Genomic DNA, 23,360 nt, shown 5'->3' with positions numbered 1-23,360 from the left:
CGGCGAACCGTCAATGTGAGGAAAAGGGCAACAACGTTGCGCGTCCTCGCTGCGCGGATACGACTCCGGTGCGAATGATAGTAATTGTTATTAACGTTCTGCAACAAGTTTGTGAGATTACTCTCTCCGTATACGTAGGCCATTTCGGTTAAATCGCCGCGCCGTGGCACAGGCCGAGTAGAATCACGCCCTGAAAGTGATTCTTGAGGTGTGGCAAGGTGGATTTACAGCAGGGGTTTGTCCTGACCCGGCATTGGCGCGACACCCCGGCGGGCACGGAGGTCAGCTTTTGGCTGGCTACCGATCAAGGCCCCAGGTTCGTGCGCTTGCCGGTGCAGACCTCCGTGATGTTCATCCCGCAAGCCCATCGCAAGCCGGCCGAGCTGCAGCTCAAGGGCGAGCGCGGTATCGAGTTGCGCGATCTGGCGCTCTGCGACTTCCACCATCGCCCGGTGCTGGGCCTCTACACCAAACAGCATCGCCAATTGATGGACCTGGAAAAGCGCCTGCGTCGAGCCGGCATCGACGTCTACGAAGGCGATGTGCGCCCGCCCGATCGCTACATGATGGAGCGCTTCATCACCGCGCCGGTGTTGTTCGGCGGCAAAGCGGGCGAGGGCGGCATGCTGGTGGAGGCGCAGATGAAACCCGCGCCGGATTATCGCCCGCCACTCAAGCTGGTGTCGCTGGACATCGAGACCACCGCCCAGGGCGACCTGTATTCCATCGCCCTGGAAGGTTGCGGCGAGCGCCAGGTGTACATGCTCGGCCCGCCCAACAACACCGATGCGGTGGACTTCAAGCTCGACTACTGCGACACCCGCGCCGAACTCCTCGAACGCCTGAACCTGTGGCTCGCTACCCATGATCCCGACGCGATCATCGGCTGGAACCTGGTGCAGTTCGACCTGCGCGTGCTGCACGAACATGCGCAACGCCTGAACGTGCCGCTGCTGCTGGGCCGTGGCGGCGATGCCATGGGCTGGCGCGAGCACGGCAGCCGCAATCACTACTTCGCGGCAGCGGCCGGGCGGTTGATCATCGATGGCATCGAAGCCTTGCGCTCGGCCACCTGGAGTTTCGAATCCTTCAGCCTGGAAAACGTCGCCCAGACCTTGCTCGGTGAAGGTAAATCGATCTCCACGCCGTACCAGCGCATGGACGAAATCAACCGCATGTTCGCCGAGGACAAGCCCGCGCTGGCACGCTACAACCTCAAGGACTGCGAGCTGGTCACGCGGATTTTCGAGAAGACCGAGCTGCTGAAATTCCTCCTCGAACGAGCCAGCGTCACCGGCTTGCCGGCAGACCGCAACGGCGGTTCGGTGGCAGCGTTCACGCACCTGTACATGCCGCTGATGCACCGCCAGGGTTTCGTCGCGCCGAACCTGGGAGACAAACCACCCCAGGCCAGCCCCGGCGGGTTTGTCATGGATTCGCGCCCGGGCCTCTACGAGTCGGTGCTGGTGCTTGACTACAAAAGCCTCTACCCGTCGATCATTCGCAGCTTTCTGATCGACCCGGTGGGCCTGATCGAAGGCCTGCGTCACCCCGAAGACAGCGAGTCGGTGGAAGGCTTTCGCGGTGCGCGGTTTTCCCGCACCCGGCATTGCCTGCCGTCGATTGTCGCGCGGGTTTCCGAGGGCCGCGAAGTGGCCAAGCGCGAACACAACGCGCCGCTGTCCCAAGCGCTGAAGATCATCATGAACGCCTTCTACGGCGTACTCGGTTCCAGTGGTTGCCGCTTTTTCGACACGCGACTGGCATCGTCCATCACCCTGCGCGGCCACCAGATCATGCGCCAGACCCGCGAGCTGGTCGAAGCCCGGGGTTATGAGGTGATCTACGGCGATACCGACTCGACTTTTGTCTGGCTCGGCAGCCCCCATTCCCAGGAAGACGCGACGCGCATCGGCCTGGACCTGGTGCAGCACGTCAACACCTGGTGGCGCGAGCGCCTGCAGAATGAGTTCGGCCTGCAAAGCGCCCTGGAACTGCAATACGAAACCCACTTCAGCCGCTTCCTGATGCCGACCATTCGTGGTGCGGAAGAGGGCAGCAAAAAGCGCTACGCCGGGCTGGTCACCCGTGCCGACGGCAGCGAAGAAATGGTCTACAAGGGCCTGGAAACCGTACGCAGCGACTGGTCGCCCCTGGCCCGGCAATTCCAGCAGGAACTCTACCAGCGCATCTTCCACCGCCAGCCCCACCAGGATTATGTGCGCGACTACGTACGTCGCACCTTGAGCGGCGAGCTCGACGACCTGCTGATCTACCGCAAGCGCCTGCGCCGGCAACTGGGCGACTACGAGCGCAACGTACCGCCCCACGTGCGCGCCGCGCGGCTGGCCGACGAATACAACGACCGCCAGGGCCGCCCGCGCCAGTACCAGAACGGTGGCTGGATCAGCTACGTGATCAGCGTCAACGGCCCCGAACCGCTGGAAGTGCGCCAGGCACCGATCGACTACGACCACTACGTCACCCGGCAACTGCAACCGGTGGCGGACGCGATCCTGCCGTTTGTAAACGATGACTTCGGCACCCTGGTGGGCGGCCAGATGGGCTTGTTCTAAAACGGCTTGCCTTGAGGTGGCGAGAGCCTGCAATCTTGGCCACTGACGACCACCAGACAGCGCAGCCCTCCCATGACTGAAATCACCCTGACCGGCACCACGGTCGAACTCCGGCCCCTGCAACGCGAACACGCCACCGCGCTGGTACAGGCTGCTGCCGACGGGCAGTTGTGGAACCTCAAGGTGACCAACGTGCCGGGGCCCGACACCGTCGAAAAGTACGTGGACATTGCCCTGGCCGGGCGTGAGGCGGGCACCGTGATGCCGTTTGTCATCGTGCGCCGCGACACCGGTGAAGTGGTGGGCAGCACCCGGTTCTGGAAAGTCGACCGGGTCAACCGCAAGCTGGAGATCGGCCACACGTTTATCAGCCAGTCGGTGCAGAAGTCCGGGGTCAACACCGAGGCCAAGCTGTTGCTGCTGACCTACGCGTTTGAAGTGATGGAGTGCGTGCGGGTGCAGTTCACCACCGATGAACTCAACGAAAAATCCCGGGCCGCGATCCTGCGCCTCGGCGCGGTACAGGAAGGGATCGTGCGCCACGAGCGCATCATGCCCGATGGCCGCAAGCGCAACTCGGTGCGCTTCAGCATCATTGATCCGGAATGGCCACAGGTGAAGGCGGGGTTGCAAGCCAGGCTGGCTCGCTAGGGCTTATGGCTCAGCTCTTCCACCAACTCATCCATCCGGTCGGCAATTTTCGGCGTGGTCGACAGCACAAAGCCTTTTTGCGTGCCCACATAGGTCTCGACGATGTACAGCGTGTCGCCCACATCCAGCCCCAGTTCCTGCAAGGCTTCGTCTGGCAGGCGGATGGCGCCGTCGCCGTCCCAGTCTTCGATCGTGACGCGTTTGCTGTGCATGATGGCTTCCCGTTGAACGAATGAACGGCCTAGCCTAACACCTCAATCCACTGCCAGGAGGCTTGGCACTGTGTACACCCTTTACGGAACCCCCGGCACCGGCTCGTGCATCATCGAAATTGCCCTGCAGCGTTGCGGTGTCGAGTGGTGCCAGGTCGACGCCTGCTCCTGGGAAGACCGCGTGGGCAACGAGGCGTTGGCGCGGATCAACCCGCTCAAGCAAATCCCCACCCTGAAACTGCCCAATGGCAGCGTGTTGACGGAAAGCGCGGCGATCCTGATTCACCTGGGCCTGCAGTTTCCCGCCTCAGGGCTGCTGCCCGAGGAGCCCGCCCAAGTCATTCGCGGCCTGGTGTACATCGCCGCCAACTGTTACTCGGCGATTGGCATCATCGACTATCCGGAACGCTGGACCGACAGCCCCGATGCGCAGCAGCATGAACAGTTGATCAGCGGCACCCGTCGCCGCCTGCATAGGGCCTGGGAGGTGTTTGCCGATCAATTTGCCGAGCAACTGTTCACCCCGGCGCAGGTTCCGAATGCACTGGCGATCATGGCTGCGGCGGTGTCGCGTTGGGCAGGCGGGCGGGACGCGCTGCAACAGTCGCGGCCTGAGTTTGCCCGGGTGCTGGCGCAGGTGGATGCCCACCCAAACGTAGCGCCGGTATTTGCCCGGCATTGGCCGTCGTGAGCATCCGCAATCAAAAGAAACAATGAGGCGTAAGGTGGCTAAACGCCTTGCGTCGCGGGCGTCCTGACCTACGCTTTCTGAAGTTGTTGTAGGAATCATCCTTGAATTTGACTGTCGCAGACATGAAACTCAAGAACCCTGCATGGAATTCAAAGGAGGTGTGCATGCTCATCCGGTCGCTGACCCTGGCTACCCTGATGGCTTTTACGGGGCCGCTGTTGGCCGCAGATGATCTCAATCCGCTCAAGCAGGACCTGGGCAAGTCCCGTCCGTTGGTGGTGGTGGAGCTCGACTCCGGCAACCCGACGTTGGCCACCCTCAAGAAACAGCTGGACGAGCCTGCCAACAAGCAGTCCTTTGAAGAGCGCAACATGGTGCTGTACACCGTGTCCTTTGGCAGCATCGGCGCTGAAGGCGAGAAGTTCGCCAAGGACGCGAAGGACAACAAGAAGCTCGCACCGCCTGAAACCAACGCGCTGATCCGCGCACTCAAGCTGGGTGCCGGCAGTGGCACCAAAGTGATTCTGGTGGGCAAGGACGGCGAGAAAAAACTCGAGAAGACCGTGCCACCCGACACCCTCAGCCTGGCGGATTTCTTCAGCGCGATTGATCAGATGCCCCAGGCTGAAAAGGACCTTGCCGCGCCGGCCGAACCTGAGCCCGCTGCCCCTGCAGCAGGCAAGCCTGGAGCCAAGGCCGGCAAGAACTCCAAGCATCCAGCGCCACAACCGGCACTGGATGATTGAGCGTTTTTCTGTAGGCGCTGGCTTGCCTGCGATAGCATCACCTCGGTAATTCAGGCACACCGCGGTGATGCCATCGCAGCCTCGCTAAAGCTCGACAGCTCCCACATCACGCCTCAAGCTCCAGGCTTTTCACCGGCCACCGCCGGTGCCTTGCGCACCGGGAACGGGAAGTAGAAAAACCGCAGGAAGGCCACCCGCTTGATCACCTCGCCGATCATCAACGGCACCACCACCGCCACCACCAGCCCGATAAACGCCGCCGCCACATCCGGCAGGCCCAGGTGCTGCAGGAGGGCAATGGTCTTGTGCTGGATCTCGCCGTGGAAAATCAACAGGATCAGTGTCGACTGGCCGATGTAGGTCATGGCGCGGGTCAGCACCGCAGACGTCATCATCAACCCGGCCAGCGCCCAGCAGATGTACACACCGATCACCGCCAGTGCACTGGTCCACAGCCAATGGTCATAGCGCCGTTGAGCCAGGTCCATGGTGTCCCAGGTCGGGATGAAAATCGCGAAGTACACCACCAGTGCTACCACCATGCTCAGCAGTGAGCTCTGGTGTTTGCGCAGCACGTCCCGCAGCAGATAACCGAGGATGAAATAGGTACTGCTGATCAACGTGACATCCAGGCTGAAGGGCAGCCCCGGCATCGTCCAGGTCTGGCCGCCGACGGTGATCGGTACCTGCCAGAACCAGTCCAGGGTCCAGACCCCCAGCAGCAACTGCACGCCCACCACCACGCAACTCCACACCAGGGACAGGCCCAGGCGTTGCATCAGCCGCAGCATCACCCAGGCAAACAGTATCGCCGCCCAGAAGTGTGGCAAGAACCACAAGGCCTGCCAGGGCAGGGTATCCACCGAGGCGTACAGCACGCCGCCAATGTCGGGCAGCAGCGGTTGGCCGCGCAGGATGTCGCGCACCAGTACGTACACCAGCATCGTGGTGAAGAACGGCTTGAGCAGGGCATCGGCCTTGCGCACCGCCATTTCAACGAACGGCTGCTCGGGCTTGAAGAACACCCCGGAGAGGAAAAAGAACAGCGGCAGGATGAAGACCGCGAGTATCGGGTACAGCAGGTTCGGGGAATGCTCCACGAACCAGCCATGCCCGAACACGATGATCAGGATGCCAATGCCCTTGGCAATATCCATTTGAATCCAGCGTTTTTTCACCTGACTGCTCCCACTCTATAAATCTGCCTTGCGCCACGGCTTGAGCCACAGGCCCATGCCCAGCAACACCACGGCTCCGGCCAGGGTGCTCAACCCCAGCTGAAGCCAGATACCTTGGATCCTGAACAACACCAATGCCGCCAGGCCCATCATCAATGCACTCAACACCCAGTGCCGCTTCCAGGGCAGGGCGCCGAGCAAGTCCTGGCGCTGCATCAACAGCAACGCGGTGCACAACACCCCGGCGAGGGCGGCCAGCGGAATGCCCGCCAGGCCAAACACAAACGGCAGCGCAGCCAGCAGCAGCACGTTCACCAGGCTCCCCAGCAACTCGCAACGCAGCGGCTGGCGGGTGTCGCCGGCGGCATAGGCATAACGCGCCAGCAGGGCGTTCCAGGCGCCGAACACCAGCGGCACGGCAAACCAGGCCAGCAGCAGCGGCAACGGCGAATCCACCGACTGCTTCGGCAGCAGCAACGCCACCAGGCTCGGCGCCGCCGCCACCAGGCCGACGCCTGCGGGCAGGGTCAGCAGGCTGGCGGTTTCCAGGCCGCGCTTGAGCAGGGCCAGGCGCTCGTCGCCCTGGCGCCGGCTCATCATGCCCAGCAGCACCTGGTTGAGGCTCATCAGGGCAATCAACGGCAAGTTCATCAGCTTGCGGGCCAGGTTGACCCAGGTCACCGCACCTTCACCCAGCAAGGACGCCACCAGCCGTTCAATCAGCGCCAAACCCTGGCTGGCACCGTTGCTTAAAAGCAGCGGGCCTATGCGAGCGCCCAGCTCGCGCAATTCCAATGTCGAAGCCCGCAGCCGCCACGGCCGCCAGCCCAGGCGCAGCATCGACGGCAACAGCGCCAGGGGCATCAGCAGGCTGCCGGTGAGGCAGGCCAACGCCAGCGAGTGCGGTTGCGTGGCGGTGCCGGCGAGGGCGAGGTAGGTCACCGGCGGCAGGTTGAACAGCAACGAGCCGAGCCCCGCGACCACAAAGCGCTCGCTGGCCTGCAGCGGAATACTGAACAGCGCATGCAGCATCAGCCCCGGCACACTCCAGGCGAGAATCTGCAAGTTGCTGCTGGCGAGGCTGGTGGCCGTCGCCGCCAGCCCCGGGCCGAGCAGCTGCACCAGCCATGGCGCCAGCAACGTCAGCAGCAGGCTGGTCACCAGGGCGATCAGCAACAGCGCCGGGAACAACACCGCCAGCCAGTCCAGGCGCTCGCCGTCCTTGCGTTGCAGGTACAGCGGCAGGGCGGCGGCACTCAGCACACCCCCGGCCAGGGACATGCGTAACGCTTCGGGCAAGAACAGCGCGATCAGGAACGCATCGCTGCGCTCGCCCGCACCCCACGCCGCCACCAGCAACCACTCACGGGCAAACCCGAGGCACAGCCCCAGCAAGGTTGCCAGGGTCAACCAGAACGCCGATCCGAGCATGCCTAGGGCCCGACGCTATTGAACACAGGCTTGCGATGCGCCACGGTCTTGACCTTTGGCAGACGCGCCGGAAACAGCCGCCGCGCCTCCAGCACGTTGATCCCCACCATCAGCCAGAACAGCGCAATCATCACCAGGGCGAAGCTGAAGTAGTGGTCGAAAAAGCCGCTGACCAGCGCCGACAGAATCCCCGCCGTGCTGCCCAGCCAGATCGCATTGTCCTTGGTCAGGCGGATCGGGCCGATTTCCGGACGGGACTCGCGCCACCAGCGCCAGGTCACCGCGATAAACAGCAGCATGCTGATCACCCCGGTCTTGTAGACGAAATTCAGCCACAGGTTGGAAATCCCCAGCAGGTGCGTACCCGGCACCGGAGGGTCAACCTTGAAGCCAATGCCCAGCGGGTAACTGGCCACGGCCTGGGGGAACATGCGGTATTCGTCAAAGCGCACTTCGGTACTCGCGTTCTGCGCCGAAAAGATTGTCGCCAGACGTTCCTGCAACGGTGGGTACGACAGCACCAGCGCCACGGCCAACGCCACGCCGATCATCAGCAAACGCCCGGTGTACGGCACCCGGCGCGACGCCATCCAGATCAGCACCAGCGCCAGGCTGACCATCGCCCCCCGGCTACTGGCCAACAGCAAGGCTGCCGCACCCAGGCAGGCAACGCCCAGGCCGAGACCGCGTTTCCAGCCGGTGTTGGTGATGCCGTAGCAGAACGCCAATGGCAGCAGCAGCGCCATGATCCCGCCGGTGGCATTCGGGTGCATCCATGGCGAACCCATCCGCGAGGCCATGGCACCCAGGCCCAGGGACAGGGTGTCGAGGCTGCCGTAGTTCATCAGGGTCAGGATCGGCAACATGCCCGAGGCCGAGCGCGAGCGGATAAATACGCCGATGGACATCACCAGCATCGCCAGTGTGCCCAGCAACAAGGCGATCACCAGGGCTTCGCGGTTCTTCTGTTCAACCAGCAGCTTGGCGGCGAGGAACAGCACCGACAGGTTCAGCAGCCAACGCAACCAGTTCGCCACGCCGCTGGCCTCGGCGGTAATGCTCACCTGGCCGACGATAAACGGCACCACTGTGAAGATCATCAGCCACATCAACATGCGGTCGGTAGGGCGCCGCGACAGCGGTGGGGCGGCCGGCAGGCGCGAGAGGAAACCGTGCCAGATCACCGCCGCCCAGGTCAGGGCGATCAGCGCCTCACTGACCGTACTGCGAATCCCCAGGTTGAGGGTGGAGTAGGGCATGAACGTCGCCACCAGGGCGAACAGCAGCAGCCCCCAGAACGGGAACCGCAGAATCGTCACGGCAGCGGCCAGGCCGATCACTGCCAGCACGGCCTTGACCGGGGAAAGAAACAGGATCAACCCACCAAACAGCAGGCCGAAGACGATGGCGACGAGGCTACCCAGTGAGATTCTCAATTCAATTCCTCGATCAGTTCGGCCAGGCGCCGACGGTAGGCCTGGTGGTTGAAGCGTTCGGCCCAGCTGCGTAACTGTTCAGGTGGTTGTTCGACGGGTTGGTCGGCCAGGTGCAGCATCAATTGCACCAGCGCCGCGCCGTCCGTGGGTGAAAACCGCGGTGCCAGCGGCGGGGTGATTTCGTCCAGCGAGGTACCGCTGGCCACCGCCACCGGAGTGCCGACGCTCAGGGCTTCGATTACCGGCAAGCCAAAGCCTTCCGCGTAGGAAGGCTGCCACAGGCGCAAGGCCTTGCGGTAGAGCCCGTGCAATTCAGCGTCGGATACGCCGCTCAAGGCGCGTATCCCCGGGTAGTTGCGTTGTGCTTCGGGCAAATGCTCCAGGCTGCCCACCAGCACCAGTTCCGGCACGCTCGGCGACTGGCTGCGCGCTTGCTGCCAGGCGTCCACCAGGAACGGCACGTTCTTGCGCAATTCCCGGGTACCCACCAGCAGCCAGTAGCGCTCGGGCAGTTGCCGGGCCGAGAGGTCCGCCGGCAGTCCGACAAAACCGACCACCTGGTTGGGCAACACGCGAATCTTGCCTGCCGCCTTGGGAAACAGCCGCGCGGTTTCGTCGGCACTGTACTGCGAAGGCGTCCACACCCGGTCTGCCGTGTGCACCGCATAGGTGATCGACAGCCGATCACTGGCCTTGTAGATCAGCGCCTTCAGGCGGTTGGCGTGATAGTTGTCCAGGGTGATCTGAAACAGGTCATGCAGCAGCACCACGGTGCGCAGGCCCTGGGGTTTGGGCGGCAGCGGCAGGCCCATATTGAAGGTGCTGATGTACACATCGATATGCTCATTGCGCAGCGCCTTGGGCAGGTAGCCCGCCTCGAAACGCAGGCGCTGGTGCGGCTGGTGCATGGCGGTCTTGGCGCAGCCCCAGTCCGGGCAATGCACGTTCAGGCGCAGCTCATCCCCCAGCGGCGCGACGCTGAAGCGTTCGAGCTCGATGCCGGGCAGGGTGCGCAGGGCATCTTCCAGGGCGTACACCTGGCGACTGATGCCTGATTGCGGCGAGGTGCCGACGGTGCGGTAATCGAGGCCTATGCGCATGCCGGCTCCTTTTGGCTCTGGGGCGACAGTTGCGCGTACACCTGCTCCAGCTGGCTGGCGGCGACGCTCCAGTCATGGGCACGGCGCACATAGGCGCGACCGGCTTCGCCCATGGGAGCAGCGACTTCAGGCTGTTGCAGCAGGCGCACCACGGCGTCGGCCAGGCTTTCAGCGGTCTGGCCGCCGAGGTAATCCAGGCCTTCCACCAGGTCCAGGCCGGACACGCCCTGGTCGGTACTCGCCAGCGGCAGGCCGGCGGCCAGGGCTTCAAGCACCTTGAGCTTGGAGCCGCCGCCATGGCGCAACGGCGCCAGAAACACCGAGCAACTCGATTGCAGGGCCAGCAGGTTGGGGACAAAGCCCTGCCATTCGATGCGTCCGTCCTGCCAGCGTTCGCGCCAGCTTTCCGGCATGCCGAAACCGCAGACGCTCATGCGTGCGTCGGGGCAGCGGGCCCACACTTTCGGCAGGATCTCATCCAGTGCCCACTCGATGGCATCGACGTTGGGCGCGTATTCGTAGTTGCCCAGAAACAGCACGCGGCGGGTCGTCGGGTCGGGTCGGGCAGCAGCGAAGTGCGCGCAATCCACCCCGTTGACCACCACCGGTACCGGCTTGCCGGCAATATGCGCCAGGGTCTGGGCGTCGGCGTCGGTCACGGCGACCACTTGCGCGGCCTGGCGCATCACCCGGTGTTCCCAGCGGCCGTAGCGCCATTGATCGTAGCGTATGAACGGCAACGCCCAGCCGGGCAGGCGGTCGTAAGTCGCGGCGCCGAGGGACGATTCGACATTGTGCTCGGTCAGCACAAACGGCTGGGAGCGACGGGCCAATGCAGCTTCGTAAGGCTGGAAGGTGTAGGTATGTTCGATCTGCACCACGTCCCAATGCTCGGTCAGCAAGCGCTCGAAGGTGTCCTGCAGTTCACCCGACAGGCCATTCACACTGGCCAGCAACGGGTACGGCGCAAACAGCCCGGCCAGCAGGGTCTTCAGGCTGCGCAGCGGGCGCCGGGGGAGGATGATCACCTGTTCCAGAAAGGCTTCCAGCACGTGGCGATCCGTCAGCGATACCGCATGTTTGTCATGCAGCAGCAAGGTGATCCGATGCCCGCGCGCAGCCAGGCTGCGCAGCAAATGAAACTGGCGCGTCTTGCCGCCGCTGGTAGCGGGCCAAGGCGAGTAGGGCAGGATCCAGAGGATGCGCATGGGTGGCTTCAATCCCATAACAGAATTTGCAGGTTCGGCTTGACCGGTACGTCCAGTCCATTGGTGCCACTCAACGGTGTTTCGGTGCCGCGCAACGGGTCATACAAGGTGGCGGTGGTCATGCCCGGCAAGTGCGCGCTGCCGCCACGGGCCGACCAGAAGAACCACACCTTGCGCCCGTCGGCACGGGACCAGCCGATGCTGAACAGGCCATCGGGCAACTGATCGGCGGTGGGTGGGTCGCCGGGGGTCAATTTGGGCCCGCTCACCTGCAGGAAATTCTGCAGCGCGGTGTACGACGGCTTGGGGTTGGCGTCGATGTCGAGCAAGCCATAACTCTGGTCGCGCACGCTGGCGCGCTGGTCCAGGTCGCTCAGGGTGAACAGGAAGATCTTGTCGAAATCCAGCGCGCTCATCAGCGCGACGCGGCGCACGATGTAGTCGGCCTGGCCCTGGGTGGTGATGAAGTCCTGCACCTCTTTCGGGCCTTTGTAGGTCGACCAGCCCCACTCGGTGCTCCACAGGGTATTCACCCCGGCCGCCCGCAGTTTCTGGTTGAGGGCGCTGGTTTTTTCGACAAAGTCGAGGTTCGACGGCGTGTTGCCTTCGGGCAATTGGGTGTAGGGGTGATAGGACATGATGGTATTCAGGCTCGGCACGCCCAGTTGCAGCAGCCCGTCGAGCATGTTCTGGCCGTTGGGCATTTCGCTGAAGAATGCCATGCCGGCGGCCACCACCGGTTTGTTCGGGTTCACCACCCGCAACGCGGCGGCGGTGACTTGCAACAGGTTCGCATAGCCGGCCGGGTCGGCGGCGGGGCGCCAGAACCCCAGCAGGTTCGGTTCGTTCCACACCTGCCACGCATCTACGCTGGGGTAACGCTGTTCCAGCAATGCCATGCGGTTGGCGAAGATATTCGGGTCCTTGGGCGGGAACTGGTCCTGGTACGGCGAGGAGGCGGGCGCGGTGGTGGCGAACTTCGCCGAGCCCACCAGGTAGAACACCGACTTGATCTGGTTCTGCTGCAGCTTGTTCACCAGTTCGTCGAGGGTCGCGACGTTGTACTGGTTCTCGGCGGTTTCCAGCTGGTCCCAGTGCAGGTCCAGGCGCACCCACTCCAGGCCCAGGGCCTTGAGGCGGTCGATCTGCTTCTGATAACGCTCGGGGCTGAACCACAGGAACTGCGCGTTCACCCCCAGGAAGTCCTTCCACACGACCTCTTTGCTGCCCTTGAGCACATGGCTCTCGGCATCGGCCGGGCGGCCCCAGAGAAAGGCGGTCAAACCCAGCGCAGCGACGACTGCGAGGGTAGCGAGGTAAGTCCGTTTACGCGCCATGGTTGCCTCCTGCAACGGTTTGCTCAAACAGGCTCGCGAACTTCTGCGCGGTCACTGGCCACAACCGTTCACGGCCTATGGCGGCGGCGCGTGCGGCCCAGTCCGTGGCCATGTGCGGGTTGCGTGCGAGCCGCAGCAGTTGTTCGCTCAAGGCGGCTACATCGCCTTGTGGATAGATGGCGCCATTGCCGCTGGCGACTTCCTCGGCAAACGCCCTGGCATCGGAGGTGATCGCGCCGCGCCCGCAGGCGGCAGCCCAGGACAATGCGCCGCTGGTGCCGCGCTGGCGGCCCAGCAGGCCGAGCTTTTTCGATTCGCGATACGGCAGCACCATCACATGGTGCGCCTGGATCGTCTGCGGGATCTCGCTGGCCGGCAAATTCAGCCGCCAGTCGATGGAGCCTGCCAGGCCGAGTTCGGCAATCTGGCTGTTCAACTGCTCCAGGTAATTGCCGCCTGTGCCAAACGCCATTTCGGCGGCAGTGCCACCGGCCAGGGTCAGGCGCACACGGTCACGCAATTCGGGGGCTTTTTCGAAGGCGGCGGCCAGGGCCTGCAACAGATCTTCGATGCCTTTGCCACGGTAGATAAAACCGAAATACAACAGGTGCAGCGTATCCAGCGGCGGCAAGGCCACCGGCGGGATATCCAGGTTGGCGTGGTTGATCACCGCCACCTTGCCGGCGGGCAATTGCATGCGCGCCGTCAGGCAGTCGGCGCCCAGGCGGGTGAGGGTCACCAGCCGGGTCAGGCCCTGGGCGACGTGACGTTCTTCGCGCAGGGTCAAGGGATCGGCCAGCACCACTGCCGCCTGGGGCAATGGGCTGGGCAAGGATTCCAGCAGGTTCAGCGGAAAGGGCAATTGCTCGCGCCGCCAGACCATGCGCTCCGGGTCATGCACCGTGGCGGTCAACGGCAGGGCGGGGTAGGCCTTGCGCAATTCGCGCAGGGCCAGGAACTCCCCCAGCCGCCCGCCGCCCAGCTCGGCGTGGACCAGGTCAACACCCTGCCAGTCGAAACCGGCAATGGCTTGCTTGATCGCTGCCGTGCTGCCGACCACGCCCGTCAAGGGCGTAGCCACCTCGACGCCCAGTTGCTCCAGTGCCGTCTTGAAGTGGTTCGCGTAGTCGGCGATCCCGTTCTTTTCCGGCGGCAGGGGAGCGAGCAGGGCGATGCGCATCAGAACGAACCCCGGTATTTGGCGATGGTTTTCAGCACCTTGACCGGTACCTCGAACTTGCGGCGGTTGATGATAATGCCATCGACCTTGCCGAACGCCGTGGTGAGGATCGACAGTGCGTGTTCCACCACCGGTACCGTGCTTTTTTGCGCTTCCACTACCAGCGCAATCAGGTCGGCACGGCGCAGGTTGATGAACGCATCACGATTGTCCAGCAGCGCCGAAGCATCCAGCAGTACCACCTGGCCCGGAATCGCCGGCTCAACCCCGCCGATCCGCACCCGCACGCCGTTCTCTTCCAGCAACTGGCGCAACTGCTCAACGATAAAGCTCACGCCTTCACCGTGCCGTGCCGAGGTCAGCCCCAGGGTCAGGCCCTGTTCGGCAATACGCTCCAGCGGCAGCAACCCATACAGGCGATAGATGCTCGCGTTGAAGGCGTTGGTGCTTTGCGCGGTGCTGGTGTCCAGCTCCGGCAGCGTGGTCCACAGCGGCAGGCCGAATTTGCCTTCCACCAGGCCGCCGTCGTGGATCCGTTGATCCAGCAGGTAGCACAGGTAGATCACCAGCAGGCCGACCACGATGGAGAACGGGATCGCCAGCAACAGCATCAGCAGAGTTTTCGGGAAGACGCGCCCAGGGTTCAGGGTAGCTTCTTCGATCACCGCGATGTTACTGATCTGGCTCTTGTCCAGTTCGCGGTCGATCCGCGATTTTTCCAGGCTGTCGACATACAGCGCGTAGTTTTTCTCGGTGCCGTTCAGCTCACGGGCCAGGCGCGCCAGTTCCGGCTCGATGGCCAGGGCGTCCTTGCGCTGGGCTTCCAGTTCAGTCAGTTGTTTCTGCTGTTGCACCAACTGTGTACGCAGCGACTGGTTGCGACTGGTCTCATCCAGCAGTACCCGTTGCAGGTGGATTTCCAGAGTGTTCGGCGCGCGGTTCTCGGAGCTTTGCACCGTGTCGCTTTCACCGGCGACCTGGGCCTGCATGGCACGGATCGAAGCGTCCAGGGCTTTGACCGGCGGCGCGTTATCCGTGTAGGTACGCATCATGTCGGCTTTTTCCAGAAGCTTCTGGTTCAGCAGGCGACGCAAGTCTTGTTGCTGCGGGTTCAACGCGATCTGGCGAACCGTGGTCACCTCTTTGGGCTGGCCCTTGAGTTGGTCACGGGTGCTCTGCAACGCCACGTCGGAGGAAGCGATCAGCCGAGTGGAGTTGAACACCTCGCCACGCAGCACGTTGATCCGCTCGGACAAGTCTTCCAGGCGATCGGTGATGCTCGAGGCGCCGATGTCGTTCAAGTGCGCGAGGATCTGCTCCTTGTAGCTCTTGATCTGCGCAGCGCTGGAAGACACCTGGCCTTCATAGAACGCATACAGGCTCTTGCGGCCCAACGCCTGGGTGCGCTCGTCGATGTAGGTCTCGACCCAATCCTTGACCACCGCCTGGGCGATTTGCGGGTCATCCCAGCGGAAGCTGATGTCCATCACCGTAGAGCCGATGGCGTGGGTCACTTCGAAGTTTTTCTCCAGGCTTTTCGCCAGGCGTTCCACCGGGGTGGTTTCTTCGACGATGCCAACGGTTTCCAGCACCACTCGCACACCGTCAAATACGGCACTGATGCCTTTCTTGACGTACCACTTGGTGCGCTTCCACACGCCTTCCGGCGGCTGCATCTTGTCCATCACGTCGAGGTAATGCTCGGCCACTGCACGCACGATAGGGCGGCCGGTCAGCAGGCGCTCTTCGTCGACAATCGGGTCGCGCTGGGTGCTCGGCATGACGATTGGCTGACGGTTGTCGACCTCGATCGGCATCGTCGAGTCACGCCCTGGTTTTACCAGCAATCGCGCGGTGGATTCATACTTGGCCGGCAGCAGGAACGCCCCCAGCAAAATGATCACCAGCGCGGCAATCGCCGCCAGTTTGAACTCGTGCTTGAAGATGAAGAACAGACGCAGAAGATCACGAAAAGAACGGATCTCGATCATGGGATGTCGCTCCTTTAGTGGTTCGTGGTGTAGCTGTAGCCCACACCAATGGATTTGGTGAAGGGAATCAGCTGGTTCAGGTAAGTGTCCACGCCTTGGATCCGTTCGCCGACGTTGGACTTGGGTACAAACACCACGTCACCGCGTTGCAGCGCCACGGGCTTGCGGCCCAGTGCGCCGTTCTTCAGGTACTGGCTGAAATCGAGGAAGTAGGCGTGGTAGACGCCTTGGCCATCTTCACGCAGCAGGGCGACCATGCTCGCGTTGCCCACCGAGCTCACGCCGCCGGCACCGAGAATCGCCTGCTCCATGGTCGGGGCCGTGGCGATGGAGATAGCCGACGGGTTTAATACCGCGCCGCCGACGATCACCGTGTTGCCCGGCGCCTGGTTGATGTTCACCGTCACCCGAGGCTCGCGATACACCGGTGCGAGTTTCTGGCTCAGCTCGGCGGCGACTTCCGCCGGCGTGCGCCGCGCCACCTGGATCGGCCCCAGGAAGGGATAGTTGATCTTGCCGTCGTTCTGCACGGTGTACAGCGTCAGCTCGTAAATCGTGCTGACGTTGAACGCCGACAGGGTTGGCATTTCCCCGGCATCGCGGACAATCCGCAACTGGTCGCCGATGCGGATCCGCTCCACCGCCGGTGGCAGTTGGGCCATGCGATCGAGGGCCTGCTTGCCCTCGTCCACCGTCTTGCCATCGGGCGCGACGATCCGCGCGGGCGTATTGCAGGCGGCCAATGCCATCATGGCCAGGACGAGCAAGGTTCGTTTCATCAAAGGGGTCTTCCTGTAGGTCATGATGCTCACCTCCAATAACCGGGGAACATGCTGATGCGCCGCTTGAGGGCGAGGGGGAGCTGGCGCTCCAGATGGCCCAGCCGGTAGCCGAGCAATTTGAACGCGCTGCGCACCAGTACTTCGGGTACGCGGTGCAATGCACCGGCTTCGCGTAACGCTCGAAGCTCGGCCAGTACATAGCGTTTACCTTCACCGCCGGCATCGCCAAAAGCCTGGCGGATCCACGGCTCGCGGCCGTAGAAAACGCCAATGTCGAAGTAGCGGTGAAACTCATCCATGAGACGGTAATCGTGGGAGTGATAGACCAGGGCGGTGGCGGCGTAGCGCACCTTGTAGCCTTCCAGCAGCATGCGGGCGGCGACGTAGGCGTCCTCGCTGCCGATCACATCCGCGGGGAAGCCACCGACGGCTTGCAGGGCGCTGCGCCGGTACACCGAAAACGAATCCGAGCTGAAGCAGGTCTTGATCCCCAGCTCCGGCGCATCAGCCAGGCTTTTGCTGCGGCTTTGCGGCGGGTAATTGAAGTGGCGTGACTGGGCGCCCAGCACGCCGGCATCCGGGTGCGGCAACTGGCGGCCGTAAGCGACGCCGTTGAGCGGGTCCAGTTCCAGTTCGCCCACCAGGTTGGCGAACGTCTCGGGTTCGGCGGGGATCGCGTCCTGGGTCATCACGATCAGCGCGTCGCCGTCGACTTGCTCGCTGGCCCAGCGGCGGGTGCCGCCATGGTTGAAGTCCTTGGCATCGATCACTTCGACCCGTACGCCGAACTCGCGAAAACGCGCCACGGTGTCATCGCTGGAAGCGCTGTCGACCACCAGGGTTTCGTCCGGTTGCAGGGTTTGCATGCGCAGCGCCGGCAGCAGCCGGTCGAGGTGGCTGGAAGCGTTGCGGGTCGGGATGATCAGGGCGGTACGCATCACTTCTTCACTTCGGCCGGAGCCCGGCCGTAGATGTCGTCAAAACGCACAATGTCGTCTTCGCCCAGGTACTCGCCGCTCTGCACCTCGATCATCACCAGGTCGATGATGCCGGGGTTGGTCAGGCGGTGCTTGTGCCCGGCCGGAATGTAGGTGGACTCGTTGGCGTTGATCAGGAATTCACGGTCGCCGTTGGTAATCATCGCCGCGCCGCTGACTACTACCCAGTGCTCGCTGCGGTGATGGTGCATTTGCAGGGACAAGGAGGCCTGGGGCTTGACCACGATGCGCTTGATCTTGAAGCGGCTGCTTTCTTCCAGCACGGTGTAGGTGCCCCACGGCCGGGTGACAGTGCGGTGCAGGCTGAATGCCGGATGGTCCTGGCGCTTGAGCTCGGCGACGATGTAGCGCACGTCCTGGCTGCGCTTGGCGTCGGCAATCAGGATCGCATCCGGGGTGTCGACGACGATCAGGTCGCGCACGCCCACTGCGCCCAACACGCGCTTGGGCGAGTCGATGTAGCAGTTGTGCACGTCATGCAGGATCGCCTGGCCATTGACCTGGTTGCCGTTGGCGTCGCTGGGGGTGAGTTGGCGCACCGCGTCCCAGGAACCGATATCACTCCAGCCGATGTCGCAGGGCACCACCGCCACTTGCGCGGATTTTTCCATCAGCGCCACGTCGATCGAGATGTCGGGCGCCGCGCCGAAACCTTCAGCGTTCAGCTCGCGCTGACGGCAACTGTTGTTGTTCAGGCTGTGGCCGTGCTCGAGGGCGGCCTTGGCGGCGTCCAGCACGGCGGGGGCGTGCAGCGCCAGTTCCTCCAGCAATGTACCGGCCTTGAAGCAGAACATCCCTGCATTCCACAGGTGCTTGCCGCCGTCCAGGTAGCCCTTGGCGGTGGCCAGGTCGGGCTTCTCGACGAAGCGCTTGACCCGGAACCCCTGGCCCAGCGCCTCGCCTTGTTCGATATAGCCGAAGCCGGTTTCCGGGTGGTCGGGCTGAATGCCGAACGTCACCAGGTAGCCGGCTTCCGCCAGTTCGCGGGCCTGGGTGACGGCATCGGCGAAGGCGCTTTCATCAAGAATCAGATGGTCGGCGGGCAGGATCAGCAACTGCGCCTCGCTGCCGAAGTTTTCCTGTACATGCAGGGCGGCCACGGCGATGGCGGCGGCGGTGTTGCGCCCGAACGGCTCAAGCAACAGGTCAAGGGCCAGATGGGCCTTGTTGACCACGCGGTAGTCATCGAGGGTGCGAAACAGCAGGTCGCGGTTGGTCACCGTCAGCACGCTTTCCACGCCCGGCAGGTGACTGGCCCGCAGGAACGTCTTCTGCAGCAGGCTCTGGTCATCACGCATGCGCATGAAAGGCTTGGGCATGTTTTGCCGCGACACCGGCCACAGCCGGGTGCCCGAACCACCGGAAATGATGCAGGGAATCAAGCCGTTGAGGGTGTTCATCAATAGACTTCCTTGGTCGAAAGGACGGCCGGGACCGTCATGAAAACGATGTACAAGTCGAACCACACCGACCACTTCGAGATGTACTCCAGGTCGTACTCAACGCGTTTCTGGATCTTGAACAGGGTGTCGGTTTCACCACGATAGCCGTTGATTTGCGCCCAGCCAGTGATGCCCGGCTTTACCCGGTGGCGCGAGCTGTACTCGCTCACGGCAACTTCGTAGGGCACGCCGGCGGCCTTGGTCGCGGTGGCATGCGGGCGCGGGCCGACCATCGACATGTTGCCCAGCAGCACGTTGAACAGCTGCGGCAGCTCATCGATGCTGGTCTTGCGAATGATCCGGCCCACGCGGGTGATGCGCGGGTCGCCGCGGGTGGTCTGGCGGTCGGCGTTGAAGTCGCTCATCTCGGCGTACATCGAGCGGAACTTGAACACCCGGATCACGTTGTCGTTGTAGCCAAACCGGTTCTGGCGAAACAGCACCGGGCCCTTGGAGTCGAGCTTGATGGCAATCGCCGTGATCAGCATGATCGGCGACAGTGCCACCAGGCCCAGGGTTGCCAGGATCAGGTCTTCACAGCGCTTGATAAACGGCGACCAGCCCCGCAGCGGCACATGGGAGGTGTTGAACATCAGGATGCCGCCCACATCGGTGATGCGGCTGTGGCCATAACGCAGGGCGGCCATGTCAGGCACCAGCATGACGTTGACCGACATCTGCCGCAGGCGCTTCACCAGCCCGTTGATCCGCTGTTCGGCGGCCCAGGGCAGGGTGATCATCACCTGGTTGACCTGCTCGGAGCGGATCAGCTTTTCCAGGTCGCGTGTGTTGCCCAGCAGCGGCAGGTTGCTCAGTTCCTTGGGGATGCGCTCGGTGCGGTCGTCGATAAAACCGATCAGTCCGGAACGGATATCGCCGTTGCGCTGCAAGTGGTCGGCCACGTGCACGGCGGTGTCGGTGAAGCCGAGGATCACCGTGCGTTGCAGGTATTTGCCGCTGGCCATCAGGTTGCGGAACAGGCGCAGCATCACGATCCGCTCCAGCCCGAACAACGCCAGGCTGGTGATAAACCAGAACGCCAGGTTGCGCGGGCTCAACTGCGGGAACATCAGCAGAATCTGGTACATGAACAGCAGGATGCAAAAGGCCGCGGACCAGGCCACCAGCATGGTGCGAAACCGCAGGCGGTTGCTGAACAGCTCCTCGGAGTAAACCCCCATGGCCTGGAACAGAATGATCGTCAGGATCGCGAAAAACAGCAGCAAGCCGAGAAAGTGGGCGCGCAGTTCGGGGGCCATCGGGTCTGGATAAAACAGCAGGATCAGTGCTGGGAAAACGGCGGTGAGGCCGTGCATCAATTTTACGAAAACAACAAAGAACTCAATGAAACCGGCCCGGGTCAAAAACAGGCTGTCGACTGACGACTTCTCGCGCATAAAAACATCCCTCATTGCACACCAGGGCTTCCTTGTTCGGCTGCTCATCCATAAAGGCAGGGCTTGCTTTATAAGTGGCGCCAGACGAACGGTTACTTCGCTGGGTAATACGCAATTACCTATCTATCTGCAGGGAATTTGCGGGGTAATGGCTAAATGATGGTTCCCTTTTCGTCGCTCGTCAAGGTTTTGACTTTTTTATAAGACCTTCGGTCTAGGCACGTCAGGTGCTCTTCCGCGTGACAGTTTGTTGACTGTCTTGGTCGGATTTCCGGGTTTTCCCGGAACAAAATGCTGGCGTTTTGGAGTGTAGGAACAAATTTGGGAAATTTCCTGCGGCTGAGGAAAACCTTTTTTTGACGGAGGTCGGATGCGGGGTTTTTCGGGGACAAGCGATGAGTGGTGAGGACGTGAGTCCGTCACCACATTGAGGCGGTACTAACCTTAAAAATTGCCTTTCAAACTGACGGTAAAGTTGCGCGGTTCGCCGTAGAAATTACCCCAGTCGGCCGTTCCCACCGTCTGATAGTAATTTTTGTCGAAGAGATTGTTACCGTTCAGCGCCACCGTCCATGTGTCATCAACCCGGTACGCCAACCGCGCATTCCATACCGCATAACCGGCTTGTTCCAGTTTGATGCCTTGAATTCGGTAGTTGCTGCTCTGGGCGTTGACGCCGGTGCCGACGCTCCATTTCGACAGTGTGCCGTCCAACTGATAATCGCCCCACAAGCGCAGCATGTGTCGCGGCACGTAGCTGTTTGCGACCGCGCCAATTGCGGCGCTGTTGATGTTGTTGAGATTCTTGGTCTGGGTGTAGGTGTAGCCGCCCGCCACTTGCAAGCGTTCCAGCAACTCGCCACTCAACTCGGCTTCGACACCTTGTGCGCGAACCTTGCCAGTGTCGGTGTAGCAATAGCCGTCTGCCGAGGTACCGCATTGGGTGGTGTAGTCGGTTTCGGCGGCGTTTTTCTCGATAGCGCGGAACAATGCCAGCGAGCTGTTGAGGCGCCCCTCAAACCATTCGCCCTTGATGCCCAGCTCGTAGTTTTCGCCGATTTTGGGCTTGAGGGCGGCGCCGGTCACCGTGGCGTTGGAGCTTTGTGGCTGGAAGATATCGGCGTAGCTGGCGTACACCGAAAGGTTGTCGTCGAGGTCATAGATCACCGCGGCGAACGGCGTGACTTCACCGGTTTCCTTGGTGCGTGCATCCTGCAGGGCCCATTCGCCCCAGGCGAGGTTATTCGACTGGCGGCGGTTTTCGAACCAACTGACGCGACTGCCGAGCACCACCATCAATGGCTCGGCCAGCCTCAGGCGCAAAGTGGCGTAGGTACCGTACTGGGTGGCGGTTTCCTTGACGGTGCCGCCCCGGTACATGTTGGGCCAGAAGGTATCGTTGGCGGGCTGCGGGAAGTGGTGGTTGGGCAGGAAGATACTTTGCCGGTCGGGCAGGCTCCGGATCGCGTAGACATCGTCCTGGGTGCCACGGCTGCCATTGGCGCCGATGATGAGTTCATGCTGCAAACCGAACGCTTCGAACTTACCGTCCAGGTAGGCATCCAGTCCGAAATCCCGGTGGTCGTAGTCAAACAGCGCGGCGTACATCTCGGCGGTTGGCGCCGGATCACCGTACTTCACGGTGCCTTGGCTGGCGGCGTATTTGATGTCTTGCAGGTTGCGGCTGTTCACCGCCGTGACCTTGAGTTGCCAGTCGTCGTTGAAGTGGTGGGTGAGGTCGGCAAACAGCGTAGTGCGTTGGCTCTGCCAGTCGTTCCAGGCCTGGCCCAGGCAGGTGGAACGGCTCAGGCCGATGCTCTTGCCGTCGCTGTAGCGCGGCACGCCGCCCCAGCAGGGCGTTGCATCGACATCTTCGTAGCTGGCACCGATGCCCAGGGTGGTGTCAGGCGAGAGGTCAACATCCAGTGCGAGGTAGACAGCTTGGTCCTGGCGCTTGGAGACGTCCATGTACGAGCCACGGTTCTGTTGGCTGACCACGGCGCGGCCGCGTACGGTGCCGCTGTCATTGAGCGGGCCGCCGGTATCGACGTCGGCGCGGTAGTTGTCCCAGGTGCCGGCAGACAGCGACAGGCTGGTGGTGGGTTTGTCTTGTGGCCGCTTGCGCACGAAGTTCACCGCACCACTGGCGGTGCCGGCGCCCTTTAGCATGCCGGCCGCACCCTTGAGCACTTCCACCCGGTCATAGATCGCCATGTTGGCGGTGAAGCTGTCGGCCTGTACGTAGTCTTTGCCGATGTCCAACGGTACACCGTCGAACTGGTATTGGCCGAGCATCTTGAAACCACGGGAATAGAAATACTTGCCACCCATAGGTGAGTCGTAGGTGGTGATGCCCGGGGTGTGTTCCAGTAATTGATCGATGGTGGTGATGTTCTGGTCGTCGATCAGCTTGCGGGTCATGACGCTGACCGATTGCGGTGTTTCCCGCAGGCTGTGGGCGCCCTTGCCGATGGTCACGGCGCCAGTGGTGTAGGAACCGCTGCCGTCAGTGGTGACGCCGAGGTGTTCGCCGGTCACGGTGGTGGCACCCAGGTTCAGCGCGCCGGTGTCCGCGACTTGCGGCAACAGCAGCCAGGTGTTGTTGCTCTGGCGTTGGGCTTGCAAGCCCTGGCCCTGGATCAATTGGCTCAAGGCCTGTTGGCTGTCCAGCGCGCCGTTGAGGCCGGGGCTGGTCTTGCCGGCGACGCTGGTGGCGTCATAGGACAGGCTGATACTCGCCTGGCGCGCAAACTGGTCGAGCACCGTGGCCAATGGGCCGGGTGCGATGTTCCAGTCACGGGCCTGGGTGTCGCTGGCAGGCGTTTGCGCCATGACCGCCAGGGGCAGGGCGCTGCCGTTCAGGCAGGCACCGAGCAGGGCGGCGTGCACCGCATGCTTGAGGGGAGAACGCTTGGAGGGGAACGCTTGCATGACCGCGGAATGCTCCTGAAGGAAGTGGACAGAATCGGCCTGTTGATCGGCCTTTCCTTACAGGTCGAGCGAA

Annotated in this window: 18 protein-coding genes; 4 read left to right on the top strand and 14 right to left on the bottom strand. The window is 62.7% G+C overall.

The genetic code is table 11. The features are described from left to right. Positions 1–218: 218 nt before the first annotated feature. Together QF039_RS18650 and QF039_RS18645 are read left to right on the top strand one after the other, a co-directional pair. The gene (locus tag QF039_RS18650; RefSeq protein WP_307520001.1) at positions 219–2,576 is read left to right on the top strand and encodes a DNA polymerase II; all 2,358 of its coding nucleotides are present in this window, start codon (positions 219–221) and stop codon (positions 2,574–2,576) included. Positions 2,577–2,648: 72 nt separating this feature from the next. Then, positions 2,649–3,227 carry a GNAT family N-acetyltransferase gene (locus QF039_RS18645; RefSeq protein WP_087695329.1) on the top strand — a complete coding sequence of 193 codons (579 nt, stop codon included), beginning with the start codon at positions 2,649–2,651 and terminating at the stop codon, positions 3,225–3,227. Here the strand turns inward: QF039_RS18645 and QF039_RS18640 are convergent. Beyond that, the gene (locus QF039_RS18640) at positions 3,224–3,439 is read right to left on the bottom strand and encodes an AbrB/MazE/SpoVT family DNA-binding domain-containing protein (protein WP_003208231.1); all 216 of its coding nucleotides are present in this window, start codon (positions 3,437–3,439) and stop codon (positions 3,224–3,226) included. The genes QF039_RS18645 and QF039_RS18640 overlap by 4 nt on opposite strands. Before the next feature lie 70 nt (positions 3,440–3,509). Here QF039_RS18640 and QF039_RS18635 point away from each other — a divergent pair, with 70 nt between their 5' ends. Together QF039_RS18635 and QF039_RS18630 are read left to right on the top strand one after the other, a co-directional pair. Then, positions 3,510–4,130, top strand: coding sequence for a glutathione S-transferase (locus tag QF039_RS18635; RefSeq protein ID WP_307519998.1), 621 nt, complete (start codon positions 3,510–3,512; stop codon positions 4,128–4,130). A 164-nt stretch (positions 4,131–4,294) separates the two neighbouring features. Then, on the top strand, positions 4,295–4,876 hold the full coding sequence (locus QF039_RS18630; protein ID WP_134327043.1) for a DUF4174 domain-containing protein: 582 nt from the start codon (positions 4,295–4,297) through the stop codon (positions 4,874–4,876). 113 nt (positions 4,877–4,989) lie between these two features. On the opposite strand, the gene QF039_RS18625 is transcribed toward QF039_RS18630, so the two are convergent. From QF039_RS18625 to QF039_RS18565, 13 genes are all read right to left on the bottom strand, one after another. Beyond that, complete coding sequence (locus tag QF039_RS18625; protein WP_166742176.1) at positions 4,990–6,054, bottom strand: acyltransferase family protein; 1,065 nt, start codon at positions 6,052–6,054, stop codon at positions 4,990–4,992. Between the two features lie 15 nt (positions 6,055–6,069). Further along, positions 6,070–7,485, bottom strand: coding sequence for a murein biosynthesis integral membrane protein MurJ (murJ, locus tag QF039_RS18620; RefSeq protein ID WP_177009199.1), 1,416 nt, complete (start codon positions 7,483–7,485; stop codon positions 6,070–6,072). 2 nt (positions 7,486–7,487) lie between these two features. Beyond that, positions 7,488–8,915: an O-antigen ligase gene (locus QF039_RS18615; protein WP_043225192.1), complete on the bottom strand. Its 1,428-nt coding sequence runs from the start codon at positions 8,913–8,915 to the stop codon at positions 7,488–7,490. 2 nt (positions 8,916–8,917) lie between these two features. Then, positions 8,918–10,021, bottom strand: a complete 1,104-nt coding sequence (locus tag QF039_RS18610; protein ID WP_008434566.1) for a glycosyltransferase family 1 protein — start codon at positions 10,019–10,021, stop codon at positions 8,918–8,920. Further along, entirely contained in the window at positions 10,012–11,229 is a 1,218-nt protein-coding gene (locus tag QF039_RS18605; protein WP_307519994.1) for a glycosyltransferase family 4 protein, read from the bottom strand. Before QF039_RS18605 ends, QF039_RS18610 begins: the two co-directional genes overlap by 10 nt. A gap of 8 nt (positions 11,230–11,237) precedes the next feature. After that, positions 11,238–12,566: a cellulase family glycosylhydrolase gene (locus QF039_RS18600; RefSeq protein WP_008434562.1), complete on the bottom strand. Its 1,329-nt coding sequence runs from the start codon at positions 12,564–12,566 to the stop codon at positions 11,238–11,240. Continuing rightward, a complete protein-coding gene (locus QF039_RS18595) occupies positions 12,556–13,746 on the bottom strand; it encodes a glycosyltransferase (protein WP_003208215.1) in 1,191 nt (396 codons plus the stop codon). The genes QF039_RS18600 and QF039_RS18595 overlap by 11 nt, the downstream gene beginning before the upstream one ends. Next, positions 13,746–15,737 (bottom strand): exopolysaccharide transport family protein, encoded by a 1,992-nt coding sequence (locus tag QF039_RS18590; protein ID WP_003208213.1) that lies wholly within the window; start codon positions 15,735–15,737, stop codon positions 13,746–13,748. The genes QF039_RS18595 and QF039_RS18590 overlap by 1 nt, the downstream gene beginning before the upstream one ends. Before the next feature lie 14 nt (positions 15,738–15,751). Beyond that, entirely contained in the window at positions 15,752–16,516 is a 765-nt protein-coding gene (locus QF039_RS18585) for a polysaccharide biosynthesis/export family protein (protein ID WP_003208211.1), read from the bottom strand. A gap of 29 nt (positions 16,517–16,545) precedes the next feature. Beyond that, the gene (locus QF039_RS18580; protein ID WP_003208209.1) at positions 16,546–17,457 is read right to left on the bottom strand and encodes a glycosyltransferase family 2 protein; all 912 of its coding nucleotides are present in this window, start codon (positions 17,455–17,457) and stop codon (positions 16,546–16,548) included. Further along, on the bottom strand, positions 17,457–18,917 hold the full coding sequence (locus tag QF039_RS18575; RefSeq protein ID WP_177029333.1) for a mannose-1-phosphate guanylyltransferase/mannose-6-phosphate isomerase: 1,461 nt from the start codon (positions 18,915–18,917) through the stop codon (positions 17,457–17,459). Before QF039_RS18575 ends, QF039_RS18580 begins: the two co-directional genes overlap by 1 nt. Next, positions 18,917–20,356, bottom strand: a complete 1,440-nt coding sequence (locus QF039_RS18570; protein ID WP_003208206.1) for an undecaprenyl-phosphate glucose phosphotransferase — start codon at positions 20,354–20,356, stop codon at positions 18,917–18,919. The genes QF039_RS18575 and QF039_RS18570 overlap by 1 nt, the downstream gene beginning before the upstream one ends. A gap of 444 nt (positions 20,357–20,800) precedes the next feature. Next, positions 20,801–23,287 carry a TonB-dependent receptor gene (locus QF039_RS18565; RefSeq protein ID WP_093207807.1) on the bottom strand — a complete coding sequence of 829 codons (2,487 nt, stop codon included), beginning with the start codon at positions 23,285–23,287 and terminating at the stop codon, positions 20,801–20,803. Positions 23,288–23,360 lie beyond the last annotated feature (73 nt).

Source organism: Pseudomonas sp. W2I6, from assembly GCF_030815935.1.
Lineage (GTDB): Bacteria > Pseudomonadota > Gammaproteobacteria > Pseudomonadales > Pseudomonadaceae > Aquipseudomonas.
Note: the sequence above shows the minus strand (reverse complement) of the source record. Positions and strands in the feature narration are given on the sequence as shown.